The organism is Modicisalibacter radicis (assembly GCF_900961225.1).
GTDB lineage: Bacteria > Pseudomonadota > Gammaproteobacteria > Pseudomonadales > Halomonadaceae > Modicisalibacter.
This window is the reverse complement of sequence record NZ_CAAHFN010000011.1, coordinates 84,581-98,952: the sequence shown is the minus strand read 5'-3', so window position 1 is coordinate 98,952 and position 14,372 is coordinate 84,581. Positions and strand designations below refer to the sequence as shown.

Below are 14,372 nucleotides of genomic sequence, written 5' to 3'. Positions count from 1 at the left end.
AGAGAATGCTGCCGTATTCCAGCGAGGTGCTGTTCGCCCTGTTCGGGCAGGTCAACCGTGAGCTATGGCCGGTACTGGTGCTGCTTTATGCGCTGGCGGCGGGCTGCCTCGTGCTGGTGTGGCGCCTGCCCGGGCGGAAGGCCTCGGCCCGGGCGCTGTCCTGCGGGCTGGCGCTGTTCTGGGCCTGGCATGCCGTGGCCGAGTTCGTGTTCTTCGCGCCCTTCGACTTTGCCGCGCCGTACTACGCTGGCCTCTTCCTGCTCGAGGCGCTGGCGCTGCTGGGAGCCGGCGTGCTGGGCCGGCCCCGCTATCGACCTCGCGGCGGGGTCGGTGGACGCGTTGCGGCGGTGCTGATCGGTCATGCGCTGATCGGCTATCCGCTACTCGACTGGCTGGCCGGCGAAGAGCCGACTTCGTTGCGTGTGCTGGGCATGGCGCCGGGGCCGACGATGCTCTTCACGGCAGGCCTGTTGTTGCTCGGCGACGTGCGCTCGGCCGTGTGGTTGCTGATCGTGCCCGTACTCTGGGGACTCTACGCGGGGCTGTTGGCGAGCTGGCTGGGACTGATGCAGGACGCGGTGCTGCCGTTGGCGAGCCTGCTGGCGGGCTGGATGGTGCTTGGGCGCGTCCGGCGTGGCGATACGTCCGGTTAGCGGCGCGGGTTCTCGTGCCAGGGAAGGCCGGCGCGGGCGCTGCGTTCGAGTTCGGCGATCACCTGCGCGCCGAGCAGCAGGATCACCGCGCCGATCTCGAGGCTCAACAGCACCACGATCAGCGTCGCCAACGAGCCGTAGACGGCATTGACGTAGGAGATGTTCGAGAAATAGTAGCTGAGTATCAGCCGGACGATTTCCCACAGCAGGGCGGCGACGCAGCCACCGATCAGCGCGCGATGCGGGGCGATGCGCACCACCGGCATGATCTTGTAGATGGCGCTGAACAGGCCGCACATGCCGACGAAACTCAGCACGTTGAGTGACACCATGGCGACGCTGGCCGAGGGCAGTTCGATATCGAACAGCACCACCACCAGTTGATTGAAGGCGTTGCCCATCGCGACCAGCACGGTCAGTGCCAGCAGGCCGGCACCGAGCACCAGCATGAAGGCATAGGGCAGCAGGGCCGAGACCCAGAAGCGGCGCTTCTTCTGAGTGCCGTCGGACTGATGAAAGATCAGTGCAATGGAATCCTCGAGCATGCGGAAGGCGAACGAGCTGAAGAACAGCAGCACCAGGGTGCCGACGAAGCCCACCACGTTGCGCGAATCGACCAGGGTACGTACCGAATCGAGGATCACGTCGGCATGGGCCGGCGCCAGGTGCTGGGCCTGGATGGCGATGATCCCCAGCAGGCGCTGCTCGTCGACGACATGGGTCAGCAGTACGCAGAGCAGGGCGAACAGCGGTACGGTCGAAAGCAAGACGTTATAACCGACGCCGCCCGCGAGCAGGATGCCACGGTTGTGCAGAAAGGCGCCGAGTACGCGCCAGGAGAACTGCCAGATCCGGCGGGCCAGAACGAGACGTTGCATTCCACTCCTTGCAGCTTGGACTAAAGGCCCCCGGAACATCGGCACTTCCGGCAAAGGTTGACGGTTCCCGCCGGGCGGTTGGTAACGATGGAGCTGTCCTCCGACATCGACAGTATCTGCCAACAAGCGCGGGAGCACCAAGCCCGCGGCATGTATCGGGAGGCGGTGATGAGCGCGAGAAGGGGCCAGCGCAAGCCATGGGTTGGCTGCGCCGAGGCTACAGTGCTCATGAGTAGCGTCAAGAGGAATCGCCATGGTCATCGACAGCCCCGAGCATAGCCCCGAACGATCGACTTCCCGTTTTTTCGCCGATGCCATGCTGGCACGCCTGGCGCGTTGGTTGCGGGTACTGGGCTTCGATACGCGCTTCGATCCGACGATCGACGATCCGCAGCTGGTCCGGTTGGCCGAGCGCGACCAGCGCTGGCTGCTGACGCGCGACCGTGCTCTCGTGGCGCAACGCCGGCCGAGTCGCTGCGTGCTGATCGTGGCCGACGCTCCGCTCGAGCAGCTTCGCGAGGTAGTCGAGCGCTGCCGACCGCAGGCGCCGGCGGCGCTGTTCACCCGTTGCCTGGTGTGTAACTCCCCCCTGCGAGAGGTTCCCCGGGAAGCGGCGGAGCCGTGGCTGCCCGAACGGGCCCGCAGTATCCCCGGCCCGGTTCGTTACTGCCCGCATTGCCAGCGTCACTACTGGCCCGGCACCCACACCTGGCGCATGCGCGAACGGCTGTCGGCGACCCTGCCCGAATGGTTTTCGGAGGGCTAGATGGTATTCTGAAAGCCATGAGTTGGCCGCCCGGTGGCAGGCTCGTTGCCGCGGCGTGGTGTGGTGCGCTCACTTCGTTCCGGCGTGAAACTTGCTCCTGACCGTAAAGCTCCCGGCGAATCTGGCCGATAATCCCCAACGATGTTTGGCGTTCACCGCCTGACACTATGCTTCGGGAGCCGATGGAAAACGATGGTAGAACTCTACGGCTATGACCCCTGGTTGGTCGGCCTGTCCTTTGTCATGGCCTTCCTGGCCTCGCTGATGGCGCTCGACCTGGCCGGACGGCTGCGCGAGACCGACGGCCTGGCAAGCTATGCCTGGTTGGGGGGCGGTGCCTTCGCGATGGGCGCGGGCATCTGGGCGATGCATTTCATCGGTATGCTTGCGCTGCACACGGCGATGCCGATGCGTTACGACATGGCGATAACACTAGGCTCGCTGTTGGCCTCGATCCTCGCCTCGGCCCTGGCTCTGGCATTGGTGCGCACGCCGCGCTTGAGCGCCATGCGTCTGGTGGTCGGCGGCGGGGTCATGGGCGGTGGTATCTGCCTGATGCACTATATGGGAATGCAGGCGATGCAGCTCGAACGGCCGATCAGCTATCGCCCGGACCTGGTGATGCTGTCGGTCGTCGTGGCGATTGTCGCGGCGACCGGCGCGCTATGGCTGTTCTCCAGGCTCAACCCGCATGACGTGCATCAACGTGCCCCCTGGTCGGTTCGCTGCCTGGCGGCGTTGCTCATGGCGATGGCGGTGACCGGCATGCACTACATCGGCATGGCGGCAGGGGACAGGGTGGTGATGCCGCTGTCGTCGCATGAACCGGCATTTTCAGCGATCGAGATCTCCGTGGCGATCGCGATCGTCGTGGCTTCGATCCTGTTGCTGGCGTTGCTGATGGCCATCTACGACGGCCACCTGGCGGCGAAGAATGCGCTGTTGGCGGCTTCCCTGAAGGAGGCCAATCAGGAGTTGCAGTCGTTGGCGATGGTGGATGTGTTGACGCGGCTGCCCAACCGGCTGTTTCTGGAGCAGCGCCTGCGGGAAGTGCTCGAGCGGGCGGAACGCACTAAGCAGCCGTTCTCCGTACTGTTCGTCAATCTCGACCGCTTCAAGACGGTCAACGACTCCCTGGGGCATCACATCGGCGACACCTTGATCCGACGCACGGCGCAGCGGCTGGTCGATACGGTGCGCGATCAGGATGCCGTGGCCCGGGTGGGAGGCGACGAGTTCATGATCGTGACCGGCGAGGGGACTTGCCGGCGGGGCAGCGAGACACTGGCGCAGCGTATCGTCCGCTCGCTGGCGGAACCCTTCCAGATCGACGAACAGGTCGTCTGGATCACGTGCAGCGTGGGCATCAGTTGCTACCCGGGCCATGGAAGCACGGCGCATGAACTGATGACCCACGCCGATGCCGCGATGTATCACGCCAAGAACATGGGGCGCAGCAACTGCCAGTGCTACGAACCGGGCCTGAGCTCCGTCGCCGAGCGTCGCAATCAACTCGAACGGCGTCTTCGCCAGACGCTCACCGACGATAGCCTGAGCCTCGCCTACCAACCCAAGGTCGATGTGCTAAGCGGCGAAATCACCGGGGTGGAAGCGCTGCTGCGCTGGCACGACGAGGAGCTGGGGCAGGTGACGCCGGACGAGATCATCCCCGTCGCCGAGGAGACCGGCTTGATTCTCCCGGTGGGGGAGTGGGTGCTGCGCACCGCGTGCCAGCAGGTGCAGCGCTGGCATGCCAGGGGCATGGCCATGTTGCCGGTGGCGGTCAACCTGTCGGCGATACAGCTCAACAACCCGCATTTCGTCGGCGTGGTCGAGAGAGTGCTGCTCGAGACGCAACTGCCCGCCGGCTATCTCGAGTTCGAGCTGACCGAGAGTGCGATCATGCAGAATCCCGACAATGCATTGCGCATCCTGCTGCGCTTGCGCAAGTTGGGGGTGATGCTGTCGATCGACGATTTCGGTACCGGCTACTCGAATCTTTCGCAGCTCAAGCGGTTTCCGATCAATCGCCTGAAGATCGACCGTTCGTTCACCGCCGGCGTGACCAGCGATCCCCAGGACGCCGCGATCGTCAAGGCGGTCAGCATGCTGGCCCACTCGCTCGACCTGGACATCGTGGCCGAGGGGGTCGAGACGGACGAACAGCTGGCCTTCATCCGTGAACTCAAGGGACAGCAGTATCAGGGGTATTTATGCAGCAAGGCATTGCCGGCGACGGAGCTGGAGCGCTTCCTCCGGGCACGCGCGCCACTCACCGCGTGACTCCCGTCAACGCCTGAGTGGCACGGCGCGCGCGATGTCGCGCGGACAAACGACCGAAACCTGTCGCGGCAACGACCAGTTCACAGGGACGTGACGCATGCATGAGGCGCATGAGGACGAGGGGCCGACGAACCTCGAACAGTTGCTCCGCCAGCTCGAGCGGACCGTCGGTCATGAGCGTCGATCCGAGGCGCGGGTCAGCCTGGCGCTGTTGGTCGAGGCGGTGGGCGACCGGGCATTCGGCCCGTTGTTGGTGATTGCCGGACTGATCACGGTCATGCCGTTGGTTGGCGACATTCCGGGGGTGCCGACGTTGATGGCCCTCGTGGTGGCGCTGAGCGCCGGTCAGTTGCTGCTGCGACGCAAGCGTCTATGGCTGCCGGGGTGGCTGTTGCGGCGTTCGCTGTCGCAGCGCGGTTTTCTCAAGGGGTTGCGCCGGCTGTATCCGCTGGCGCGCTGGACCGATCGCCTGTTGAAACCGCGCCTGACCGGGCTGACCCGGCATCTCGGCTTGCGGTTTATCGCGCTGACCTGCCTGGCCATCGCGTTGTGCATGCCGCTGATGGAGTTCGTGCCGTTTTCCGCCACCGGTGCTGGCGCGGCACTGACCGCATTCGGCCTGGCATTGATCGCCCGTGACGGCATCGTGGCCCTGCTCGCGCTAGGGGCGACACTGACTACCGCGGCGTTGGTGATCCAGGCGCTATGGTGAGCCCCGGTCGAGTGCCGTAGAGTGGCGGGCCAACCGTCGATCGGAGGTTCCATGCTGGAAATTTCCCGCCAGGTCAGCCTGGCCGACAGCGAGTTCGAGATCCAGGCCGTGCGCGCCCAGGGCGCGGGCGGGCAGAATGTCAACAAGGTCGCCTCGGCGGTGCACCTGCGCTTCGATATCCGGGCCTCGTCGCTGCCGGAGGTGTACAAGGAACGGTTGTTGTCACTGGCCGATCAGCGCATTACCCGGCAGGGCGTGGTGGTGATCAAGGCCCAGCGCTACCGGACTCAGGAACAGAACCGCGAGGATGCCCGGGCGCGACTGCGTGAGCTCGTTCGCAGCGTGGCCCGCGAGCCGCGCAAGCGGATACCGACCCGTCCCGGCAAGGCGGCCAAGCGCCGTCGCCTGGATGCCAAGACGCGCAAGGGCAAACGCAAGGCGCTGCGCGGCAAGGTCGGTAGCGAATAAGCGCCAACAAGAGCGTACAAAGCGTCGCCAGCGGCGAGCGGTGTTGAATTTTCGGTCTACTCAATTAGTGAATTCGTCTTGCTCATCGGGCCATTCCTGGCCATGGTGAATCGGTACGCAGCCGAACACAGGAGATGATTTCATGACCGAAACGCCGTCGGAGCAGCCCCAGAAGACACCCCAGAGCCCTTTCAAGGACAATCGGGTGCGCATCGTGGTGGTGGTCGCGGTCATCGCGGTGATCGTCGCTATCTTCGTCGCGTCCAACGCCAGCTCGCAGAAGGAGGAGTGGCAGGCCCAGCGAGAGTCGATGCAGGCGCAGATCGAGCAATTGCAGAACGAGAAACAATCGCTGCAACAGCGCAACGCCGATTTCGAGGAGGCCTATTCCAGCGTCGAGGCGGCCCAGAGCGAGCAGCAGTCGCTCGAACAGCAGAACAGCCAGGCGCAGGAGCAGCTCAGCCAGTTGCAGGCACAGGTCGAGGACGTGCAGACCCAGCTCGAGGAAAAACAGACCCAACTGGAACAGCGCACCCAGCAGCTGAGCGCGCTGCAGGATCAGGTCGGCCAGGCCCAGGCCCGGCTCGAAGACCTCAATGGTCAGGCCCAGCAGGCCCAGGAGCGTCTCGATAGCGCCGAGTCGGAGTTGCAGCAGGCGCAGCAGGAGGTCGCGGATGCCGAGGGCCGCCACGCCGAGCTCGAGGAGAAGGTCAAGGCGCAGCAGTCGCGTCTCGAGGAGCTGGGCGAGCAGGTCGACACACGCCAGTCCGAGCTGGCCGATGTCCAGGGCCAGGCGGCCACGGCCAAGGAAAACCTCGAGCAGGTCGAGCAATCGCTGGCCGATGCGCAGCAGCGCGAGGAGTCGGTAAGTGCCGAGGTCGAGGCAGCGGAGCAGCGCTTGAGCGAGCTGCAAGCGCAGATTCAGACGCGTACCCAGCGTCTCGGTACCCTCCAGACGCACATCGCCAATGTCCAGCAGGAGCTTTCCAGCATCGCCGCGATGCAGGAGACATTGAACGAGCTCTCGCAGCGCATCGGTTCCGCTACGTCAGCCGAGGACGAGGCGTCGTCGGGTGGCCAGGACGCTTCGGGCCAGCAGCAAGAGGGTGCCGGGCAAGCTAGTGGCGGCCAGGGTGGCGGCAATCAAGGCAATGGCGGCCAGAGCAGCGACACCCAGGGCTCGCAAGGCGGCTCGGGCTCGTCGCAAGGCCAGGATCAGCCGTCCGGTCAACAGGACCAGCAGCAGGGCGGCCAGCCGCAGAGTGGCTCCGAGAGTCAGAGCGAGCAGGGTGAGGCGTCATCCACGCAATCCTGATCGTGGCAGTACGCCGCTGACGTCATTCCGCCCGGCCAATGGCCGGGCGTTGTCGTTTCAGGCCTTCAGCCGCAGCCTGGACGCCGAACGGGTAAGTCGCTGGAACGATTTCAGGACGCCACAGCTCGCCGTGCTCCAGGGCGTCATGGAACAGTCGCTCGTAACTTCCTTCCAGGGAGGGACGTCCCCAGCGTTGCTCGACCGGTTCGTCCCACTCCAGCGGCGTCATCGTGGGTCACCTCCCTGCTCTCCCGATGCCGGTAGCTTGACTGTAGCCAAGCTGCGCGGCGGACGCATGGGCAGCGAAGCGGCCGAATCGACAACCGGCGCGTCGCGCGTGTACTAGGCTGGATGCGAAGAGCCGTCGGATCTCGCCCGATGGCGCCTCGCACCGGGAGACAGCCACCATGCAACATGATGAGTACCGTCATCATCTCGCGCCGCTGGCGGGCAGTGAGTGTGCCTTCGACGAAGCGGAGCTTCAGCGTCGCCGGAGCGCCGTCATGGCGGCGATGAGAGCCACCGATGTCGATGCGTTGCTGCTGACCGCGCCGGCCGATATCTTCTACCTGACCGGTTACAGCACCTTCGAGGTTTCGGTCCATTCGGCGCTGGTGTTGACCCCCGAGCGTCTGCTGCTGCAGGTACCCTCGATCGAAGTCGGCCCGGCGGTGACCTGCACCCGCGTCGAGGATATACGCAGCTACCGCTGGGAGGGGCTCGCCGAGGTCCTCGATCCGCTGACCGAGGTTCTGGGGGGCGTGGGCGAATGCATCGGCATCGACCCCTGGCATGGCTCGCTGCGCCAGGGTGTGCTCGATGCACTGCGCCAGCGCCTGCCGGGCCATGAGTTCGTCGACGCTTCGGCACTGCTGCATGGCATCAAGATCGTCAAGTCCTCTGCCGAGCTGGCGTGTCTGGCCGAGAGCGCCCGGGTCACCGGGCTGGGCATCGAGGCGGCGGCCGACGCGGTGCGTGCCGGTGCCACCGACAGCGAGATCGCCGCGGTGGGGGCGCAGGCCCTGCATCAGGCGGGCAGCGAGTTCATGAGCATGCAGCCGATCGTGGTGGCCGGTGCACGAAGCAGCGTCGGTCATCTCAACCATCGCCGCCGGCCGATCGCCGCCGAGGAGTCGGTGTTCCTCGAGTTCGGCGCGGCCTGGAACCGTTACACTGCGCCGATGATGCGCACCGTGGTCGCCGGCCGGCCGTCTTCGCAAATGCTCGAGGTATTCGATGCCTGTCGGCGTATCTACGACGCGCTGCTGCCCGCCATGCGTCCCGGCAACAGTTTCGACAGTGCGGCCCGCGACGCCGAGGCGGCCTTCGAGTCGCTGGCTCGGGAGGCCTATTTTTCCGGGGTGTTCGGTTACGCGGTGGGGGCCCAGTTTCCACCGTCCTGGGTCGAGGGCTCGGGGTTCATCGCCCGCGGCCAGAGCCGCTGCTTCGAGGAGGGCATGGTCTTCCACCTGCCGCTTTGCCTGCGACTGCCCGGGGAGTGGGGCATCGGTTGCAGCGATACGGTGCGCGTCAGCGCCGAGGGTGGCGTGCCCATGACCGACAACCCATGGTCGCTGACCGCTGCCTGAGGGCCCAAAACCCAGTCGGGCACTTGGTTATCGGTCCATGGCGCGCGTTATACTCCGAGTAAGCTGGATACCGGCATACCCGGTGTCGAGACATTCAAGGAAAGGAGTCAGCCGTGATCGAGGGTGTAAAGCATATCGTTGCCGTTGCATCGGGCAAGGGCGGGGTCGGCAAATCCACGGTGACCGCCAACCTGGCACTGGCGATGGCCGCCGAAGGCTACCGGGTGGGCCTGCTGGATGCCGACATCTATGGCCCCAGCCAGGCGCAGATGCTGGGCATCCCCGCAGGCACGCGCCCCGAGGTGGTCAGCGAGAACAGCTTCAGGCCGATCATCGCCCACGGCCTGCAGGCGATGTCGATGGCGCTGATGGTCGATGTCAACGAGCCCATGGTGTGGCGTGGACCGATGGTTACCGGGGCCTTCCAGCAGCTGCTCAACCAGACGCTTTGGGAGGACCTGGATTACCTGTTCATCGACATGCCGCCGGGTACCGGCGACATTCAACTGACGCTGGCGCAGAAGGTGCCGGTTTCCGGCGCGGTGATCGTCACCACGCCGCAGGACATCGCCCTGCTCGACGCGCGCAAGGGTATCGAGATGTTCCGCAAGGTCAACGTGCCGGTGCTGGGTGTGGTCGAGAACATGAGCCTGCATATCTGCTCCAACTGCGGGCACAGCGAGCCGATCTTCGGTGCCGGGGGCGGCGAGCGGATCGCCGAGCAGTACGGCACCCGCCTGCTGGGGCAACTGCCGCTGCAGCTGTCGATTCGCGAGCAGGCCGACGGCGGCCGGCCCAGCGTGGTCGCCGAGCCCGATGGCGGGATCGCCACCACATTCCGTGACGTGGCGCGGGCCGTGGCCGAAGGCGTCGAGAGTCAGGGCGAGGAGGGGCCGAGCATCTCGTTCGGCGAATGACAGGCAGGCTGTTGAAAGCGACTCGCTTTTGAAACGCTGCGGGGGCCGTTATGATGACGGCCCCTTTTTATCGATCCCGAACATGATCGCGTTTCGACCCCACTCCACGATCGCTTGAACCCGAGGACGCCCGATGAGCATCAAATCCGACAACTGGATTCGCCGCATGGCCGAACAGCAAGGCATGATCGAGCCATTCGAGTTCGATCAGGTCCGTCACGTCGACGGTCAGCGGGTGATCTCCTACGGCACGTCCAGCTACGGTTACGATGTGCGCTGCGCCGACGAGTTCAAGGTGTTCACCAACATCCATTCGGCGGTGGTCGACCCCAAGAGCTTCGACGAGAAGAGCTTCGTCGACGTCAAGGGCGACGCCTGCGTGATCCCGCCCAATTCCTTCGCGCTGGCGCGCACCGTCGAGTATTTCCGCATCCCGCGCAGCGTGCTGACCATCTGCCTGGGCAAGTCGACCTATGCGCGCTGCGGGATCATCGTCAACGTCACCCCGCTGGAGCCGGAGTGGGAAGGCCATGTGACCCTGGAGTTCTCCAACACCACCAACCTGCCGGCGCGCATCTACGCCAACGAGGGGGTGGCACAGATGCTGTTCCTTGAGTCCGACGAGGAGTGCGCCATCTCCTACAAGGACCGCGGCGGCAAGTACATGGGGCAGCGCGGTGTGACATTGCCCAGGACCTGAGCCGACCCGGCCTTCGGCCGGGAGCTATAAGCAAGCAACAAGCTTGAAGCCGTAAGAAAAAGCGAACCCAACGAGCCTCGTGCCAGTGGGTTCGCTTTTGATTATCTGGCTTGCAGCTTACTCCTCGATATCCTCGTCGAGTTCCTCGGCGGCATCCTCATGCGACAACCGCATGCCTTGCGGTGGTAGCGCCGTGCCGTCGAGCAGCGGGCCTTCGGCGCCGAGCTGCAGCCGGCCCTCGAGGAACCAGCGCACGGCGATCGGGTAGATCAGGTGCTCGCGGGCGTGGATGCGCTCGATCACCTGTTCCTCGCTGTCGCCGGGGCGCACCCTGAGGGCGGCCTGCATCACCACCGGCCCGCCGTCGAGGTCCTCGGTGACGAAATGCACGCTGACGCCATGTTCCTCGACCCCATCGGCGAGCACCCGGGCATGGGTGTCCAGGCCGGGGTAGGCGGGCAGCAGCGACGGATGGATGTTCAGCAGGCGGCCGTAGTAGCGCTGCACGAAGCGCGGCGTGAGGATGCGCATGAAGCCGGCCAGCACCACCAGGTCGGGCTGGTGGCGTTCGATCACCTTGATCAGGGCGCCGTCGAAGGCCTCGCGGCTATCGTACTCGCGGTGCGGCAGGGCGACCGCCTCGATGCCCGCGTCGTGGGCGCGCTTGAGACCATAGGCGTCGGCCTTGTTGGAGATCACGGCGACGATCTCGCCGCCCAGTTCATCGTAGGACTGGGCGTCGATCAGTGCCTGCAGATTGCTGCCGTTGCCGGAAATCAGCACCACCACCCGGCGCGGCTCGGCGGCCTCGGCGGTGAAGTCGTTGAGCGTGTCGCTGCTCGCGTCGTCCTGGCTCATGTCTCGAGATTCTCCATGCGGACCTGTTCCTCGTCGCCCTGGCGGGCCTCGACGACGCCCAGCCGCGCGACCGTCTCGCCGGCGGATTCGAGGTGCCGCGTGGCGGTATCGGCCTGAGCGGCGGGGACCACCACCACCATGCCGATGCCGCAGTTGAGCACGCGGTACATTTCACGCTCGGCGACATTGCCCTGGCGCTGCAGCCAGTCGAAGACCGCCGGGCGCTGCCAGGCGCCGACGTCGATGCGCGCGGCGAGGTGGCCGGGAAGCACCCGCGGCAGGTTCTCGGTAAGGCCGCCGCCGGTGATGTGCGACAGGGCGTGCACGGCGACGCCGCTGTTCCTGATCAGCGAGAGCAGCGGCTTGACGTAGATGCGCGTCGGCGCGAGCAGCGCGTCGCCGAGACTGCGGCCATCGAGCTCGATCGACAGGTCGGCGGCGCTGATCTCGAGAATCTTGCGGATCAGCGAGTAACCGTTGGAGTGCGGGCCCGATGAAGCCAGGCCGAGCAGCACGTCGCCCTCGGCGACCCGGCTGCCGTCGAGAATCTCGGACTTCTCGACCACCCCGACGCAGAAGCCCGCCAGGTCGTAGTCGTTGCCTTCGTACATGCCCGGCATTTCGGCGGTCTCGCCGCCCACCAGGGCACAGCCGGCCTGCAGGCAACCCTCGCCGATGCCGGTGACCACATCGGCGGCGATATCCACATCGAGCTTGCCCGTGGCATAGTAGTCGAGGAATTGCAGCGGCTCGGCGCCGGCGACGACCAGGTCGTTGACGCACATCGCCACCAGGTCGATGCCGATGGTGTCGTGGCGGCCCAGCTCCATGGCCAGGCGCAGTTTGGTACCGACGCCATCGGTGCCGGTGACCAGCACCGGCTGACGGTAGCCGGCCGGCAGTTCGCACAGCGCGCCGAAGCCGCCCAATCCGCCCAGCACCTCGGGGCGATGCGTCCGCTTGGCGACGCCCTTGATGCGGTCGACCAGGGCGTTACCGGCGTCGATGTCCACCCCGGCGTCCTTGTAGCTCAGCGACGGGGGCGTAGGTTTGTCGGAGGCGCTGCGGGTCATGGCATGTCCTGTCGGTAGAAAGCCTGTCGTAGATAGCCTGGGCGTTAATGGCCCGTCGAGAATGACCTAGAGGAGAAAGCGCGCGCATTGTAGCATCGCGCCTGCCGCGGTGCATCGGCGTGCCGACGCGCATGAATGGAGTGAAGCGCATGACACGACTGCAAGTCTGGACGCTGCTGGGCGCGGCCGCCATGGTCTGGTTGCTGGTGTTGCTCGAGCCGATCCTGATGCCATTCTTCGTCAGCATGATCCTGGCCTATCTGGGCGACCCGCTGACCGACTGGCTGGAGACCAAGGGCTTGTCGCGGCGGCTGGCGGTGAGCGTGGTCTTCCTGGTGCTGTCGCTTTTCCTGGCGGTGGCCTTCGTGATTCTCATCCCCTTGATGGGACGTCAGCTTGGGCAACTGATCGAGGCCCTGCCGGGTGTTTTCAACTGGGTCCAGGCGGTGGTCCTGCCCTGGGTGCGCGAGGTCTCGGGGCTCGATTTCAGCACCGATTTCGATCAGATGCGCCAGGCGTTGATGGCCAACTGGAAGGAGACGGGCACCTTCGCCGCCGGCATCCTCGCCCAGGTGTCGCGCTCGGGGCTGGCGCTGGCGATCTGGATCGGCAATCTGGCGCTGATTCCGGTGGTGACCTTCTACCTGCTGCTCGACTGGGATCGCCTCAAGCGGCGGGTCCGCGATCTGCTGCCGCGCCGCTACGAGCCCACGGTGACGCGACTGGCGATACAGTGCGACGAGGTGCTGTCGGCCTTCCTGCGCGGCCAGTTGCTGGTGATGCTGAGCCTGGGCATCGTCTACGCCGTGGGGCTGACGCTGCTGGGGATCCAGTTCGGCGTGCTGATCGGCATCGTGGCGGGCCTGGCCAGCATCATTCCCTACCTGGGGGTGATCGTCGGCCTGGCGATCGCCGCGATAGTGGCCTTCTTCCAGTATGGCGATGTATGGCATCTGCTCGGCGTGGCGGGGGTGTTCGGCATCGGTCAGATGCTCGAGGGCATGCTGCTGCAGCCGCTGCTGCTGGGCGACAAGATCGGCCTGCACCCGGTGGCGGTGATCTTCGCCGTGCTGGCCGGTGGGCAACTGTTCGGCTTCACCGGCATCCTGTTGGCGTTGCCGGTGGCGGCGATGGTCATGGTACTCTTGCGTTATCTACATGAACGCTATAAGAACAGCCACTTATATGAGGCCGAGGGTCCCCCCCGCGGCAGCGAGGACAATCAATGAGCACCGGGCCAGCGCAGCTGCCGTTGGGCGTAGGGCTGCGCGACGACGCAACCTTCGGCAACTTCCTGCCAGGCGACAACGCCGCCCTGGTGGCCAAGCTGCGCGCCCAGCTTGACGATGATGGCGAGGCCTTCATCTACCTGTGGGGGGCGCCGGGCTCGGGGCGCAGCCATCTTCTGCAGGCCGCCTGCCACGAGGCCAGCGCCCGCGACCGGCGGGCGCTGTATCTGCCGCTCGACGATCTGGGGCATTTCCCTCCGCACATGCTCGAGGAGATCGAGCGTCTCGATCTGGTGGTGATCGACGATCTCGATACGGTGGTCGGTCGCAAGCGCTGGGAGGAGGGGCTCTTCCATGGCTTCAACCGTCTGCGCGATGCCGGAAAGCGGCTGGTGATCGCCGCCTCGGCGGCGCCCCGTCAGCTCGACATCCAACTGCCCGATCTGGCCTCGCGGTTGAGCTGGGGCATGACCTTCCATCTGCAGCGACTCGACGACGTGCAGCGTTTCGAAGCCTTGCAACTGCGCGCGCGCAGCCGCGGCATGCAACTTCCCGACGAGGTGGCGCGCTACATCCTGCATCGCGGGCCACGCCAGCTCAACGAGCTGTTCGCGACACTCGAGCGGCTCGATCGCGCCTCGCTCAGCGCTCAGCGCAAGCTGACCATTCCCTTCGTCAAGCAGGCGCTGGGCTGGTGACGGGCAGCTGCCCGCCGTTGGAACGCATTTCCAGGCTCCCGGCGATGGCAGGCGCCGGTGGCAAGGAGAAGCAAGGTCCTTAGCCATGGCCGGAAAATGTTCCTTTCCATTCCGGCATTCCCGCCATCCCTGGCGGTCAGATAGCAAAGGTAGCGCCCGGGGCCGGGTTGACAGCGCCCTTGCTGAGGCTTGCCGCCGGGAAAGCTGGCGAGTCGTGCAAGGAGTGCCCGGCA

At 65.6% G+C, this 14,372-nt stretch carries 15 protein-coding genes; 11 read left to right on the top strand and 4 right to left on the bottom strand.

The features are described from left to right. Positions 1-5: 5 nt before the first annotated feature. The gene (locus HR9077_RS00515; RefSeq protein ID WP_136064037.1) at positions 6-653 is read left to right on the top strand and encodes a DUF6064 family protein; all 648 of its coding nucleotides are present in this window, start codon (positions 6-8) and stop codon (positions 651-653) included. On the opposite strand, the gene HR9077_RS00510 is transcribed toward HR9077_RS00515, so the two are convergent. Further along, positions 650-1,531: a YihY/virulence factor BrkB family protein gene (locus HR9077_RS00510; RefSeq protein WP_136064034.1), complete on the bottom strand. Its 882-nt coding sequence runs from the start codon at positions 1,529-1,531 to the stop codon at positions 650-652. The genes HR9077_RS00515 and HR9077_RS00510 overlap by 4 nt on opposite strands. Before the next feature lie 253 nt (positions 1,532-1,784). Here HR9077_RS00510 and HR9077_RS00505 point away from each other — a divergent pair, with 253 nt between their 5' ends. The 5 genes from HR9077_RS00505 (at position 1,785) to HR9077_RS00485 (ending at position 7,075) form a co-directional block, all read left to right on the top strand. Beyond that, positions 1,785-2,297: a Mut7-C RNAse domain-containing protein gene (locus tag HR9077_RS00505; protein WP_136064032.1), complete on the top strand. Its 513-nt coding sequence runs from the start codon at positions 1,785-1,787 to the stop codon at positions 2,295-2,297. A 192-nt stretch (positions 2,298-2,489) separates the two neighbouring features. Further along, the gene (locus tag HR9077_RS00500; RefSeq protein ID WP_136064030.1) at positions 2,490-4,580 is read left to right on the top strand and encodes a putative bifunctional diguanylate cyclase/phosphodiesterase; all 2,091 of its coding nucleotides are present in this window, start codon (positions 2,490-2,492) and stop codon (positions 4,578-4,580) included. Between the two features lie 97 nt (positions 4,581-4,677). Further along, positions 4,678-5,292: an exopolysaccharide biosynthesis protein gene (locus HR9077_RS00495; RefSeq protein WP_136064028.1), complete on the top strand. Its 615-nt coding sequence runs from the start codon at positions 4,678-4,680 to the stop codon at positions 5,290-5,292. A 51-nt stretch (positions 5,293-5,343) separates the two neighbouring features. Next, positions 5,344-5,760, top strand: a complete 417-nt coding sequence (gene arfB, locus HR9077_RS00490; protein WP_136064026.1) for an alternative ribosome rescue aminoacyl-tRNA hydrolase ArfB — start codon at positions 5,344-5,346, stop codon at positions 5,758-5,760. Positions 5,761-5,902: 142 nt separating this feature from the next. Further along, positions 5,903-7,075, top strand: coding sequence for a coiled-coil domain-containing protein (locus tag HR9077_RS00485; RefSeq protein WP_136064024.1), 1,173 nt, complete (start codon positions 5,903-5,905; stop codon positions 7,073-7,075). A gap of 22 nt (positions 7,076-7,097) precedes the next feature. Here HR9077_RS00485 and HR9077_RS00480 read toward each other — a convergent pair whose 3' ends face one another. Continuing rightward, positions 7,098-7,304: a hypothetical protein gene (locus HR9077_RS00480; protein WP_210725816.1), complete on the bottom strand. Its 207-nt coding sequence runs from the start codon at positions 7,302-7,304 to the stop codon at positions 7,098-7,100. A gap of 178 nt (positions 7,305-7,482) precedes the next feature. On the opposite strand from HR9077_RS00480, the gene HR9077_RS00475 reads away from it, so the two are divergent. The 3 genes from HR9077_RS00475 (at position 7,483) to dcd (ending at position 10,281) form a co-directional block, all read left to right on the top strand. Next, positions 7,483-8,664, top strand: coding sequence for a M24 family metallopeptidase (locus tag HR9077_RS00475; protein ID WP_136064022.1), 1,182 nt, complete (start codon positions 7,483-7,485; stop codon positions 8,662-8,664). Between the two features lie 113 nt (positions 8,665-8,777). Continuing rightward, on the top strand, positions 8,778-9,581 hold the full coding sequence (gene apbC, locus HR9077_RS00470) for an iron-sulfur cluster carrier protein ApbC (protein ID WP_136064020.1): 804 nt from the start codon (positions 8,778-8,780) through the stop codon (positions 9,579-9,581). Between the two features lie 133 nt (positions 9,582-9,714). After that, positions 9,715-10,281, top strand: coding sequence for a dCTP deaminase (gene dcd, locus HR9077_RS00465; RefSeq protein WP_136064018.1), 567 nt, complete (start codon positions 9,715-9,717; stop codon positions 10,279-10,281). A 117-nt stretch (positions 10,282-10,398) separates the two neighbouring features. Here the strand turns inward: dcd and purN are convergent, their stop codons facing one another. Then, positions 10,399-11,139 (bottom strand): phosphoribosylglycinamide formyltransferase, encoded by a 741-nt coding sequence (gene purN / locus HR9077_RS00460; RefSeq protein ID WP_136064016.1) that lies wholly within the window; start codon positions 11,137-11,139, stop codon positions 10,399-10,401. Continuing rightward, entirely contained in the window at positions 11,136-12,212 is a 1,077-nt protein-coding gene (gene purM, locus HR9077_RS00455; RefSeq protein WP_136064014.1) for a phosphoribosylformylglycinamidine cyclo-ligase, read from the bottom strand. Before purM ends, purN begins: the two co-directional genes overlap by 4 nt. Positions 12,213-12,361: 149 nt before the next feature. Here purM and HR9077_RS00450 point away from each other — a divergent pair, with 149 nt between their 5' ends. Next, positions 12,362-13,441 carry an AI-2E family transporter gene (locus HR9077_RS00450; protein WP_136064012.1) on the top strand — a complete coding sequence of 360 codons (1,080 nt, stop codon included), beginning with the start codon at positions 12,362-12,364 and terminating at the stop codon, positions 13,439-13,441. Then, entirely contained in the window at positions 13,438-14,139 is a 702-nt protein-coding gene (gene hda, locus HR9077_RS00445) for a DnaA regulatory inactivator Hda (RefSeq protein ID WP_136064010.1), read from the top strand. The genes HR9077_RS00450 and hda overlap by 4 nt, the downstream gene beginning before the upstream one ends. Positions 14,140-14,372: the final 233 nt, after the last annotated feature.

Excerpts from the sequence above, each read along its gene's own strand:
- HR9077_RS00515 (WP_136064037.1), top strand. The coding sequence starts at position 6 with ATGCTGCCGTATTCCAGCGAGGTGCTGTTCGCCCTGTTCGGGCAGGTC.
- HR9077_RS00510 (WP_136064034.1), bottom strand. The coding sequence starts at position 1,531 with ATGCAACGTCTCGTTCTGGCCCGCCGGATCTGGCAGTTCTCCTGGCGC.
- HR9077_RS00505 (WP_136064032.1), top strand. The coding sequence starts at position 1,785 with ATGGTCATCGACAGCCCCGAGCATAGCCCCGAACGATCGACTTCCCGT.
- HR9077_RS00500 (WP_136064030.1), top strand. The coding sequence starts at position 2,490 with ATGGTAGAACTCTACGGCTATGACCCCTGGTTGGTCGGCCTGTCCTTT.
- HR9077_RS00495 (WP_136064028.1), top strand. The coding sequence starts at position 4,678 with ATGCATGAGGCGCATGAGGACGAGGGGCCGACGAACCTCGAACAGTTG.
- arfB (WP_136064026.1), top strand. The coding sequence starts at position 5,344 with ATGCTGGAAATTTCCCGCCAGGTCAGCCTGGCCGACAGCGAGTTCGAG.
- HR9077_RS00485 (WP_136064024.1), top strand. The coding sequence starts at position 5,903 with ATGACCGAAACGCCGTCGGAGCAGCCCCAGAAGACACCCCAGAGCCCT.
- HR9077_RS00480 (WP_210725816.1), bottom strand. The coding sequence starts at position 7,304 with ATGACGCCGCTGGAGTGGGACGAACCGGTCGAGCAACGCTGGGGACGT.
- HR9077_RS00475 (WP_136064022.1), top strand. The coding sequence starts at position 7,483 with ATGCAACATGATGAGTACCGTCATCATCTCGCGCCGCTGGCGGGCAGT.
- dcd (WP_136064018.1), top strand. The coding sequence starts at position 9,715 with ATGAGCATCAAATCCGACAACTGGATTCGCCGCATGGCCGAACAGCAA.
- purN (WP_136064016.1), bottom strand. The coding sequence starts at position 11,139 with ATGAGCCAGGACGACGCGAGCAGCGACACGCTCAACGACTTCACCGCC.
- purM (WP_136064014.1), bottom strand. The coding sequence starts at position 12,212 with ATGACCCGCAGCGCCTCCGACAAACCTACGCCCCCGTCGCTGAGCTAC.
- HR9077_RS00450 (WP_136064012.1), top strand. The coding sequence starts at position 12,362 with ATGACACGACTGCAAGTCTGGACGCTGCTGGGCGCGGCCGCCATGGTC.
- hda (WP_136064010.1), top strand. The coding sequence starts at position 13,438 with ATGAGCACCGGGCCAGCGCAGCTGCCGTTGGGCGTAGGGCTGCGCGAC.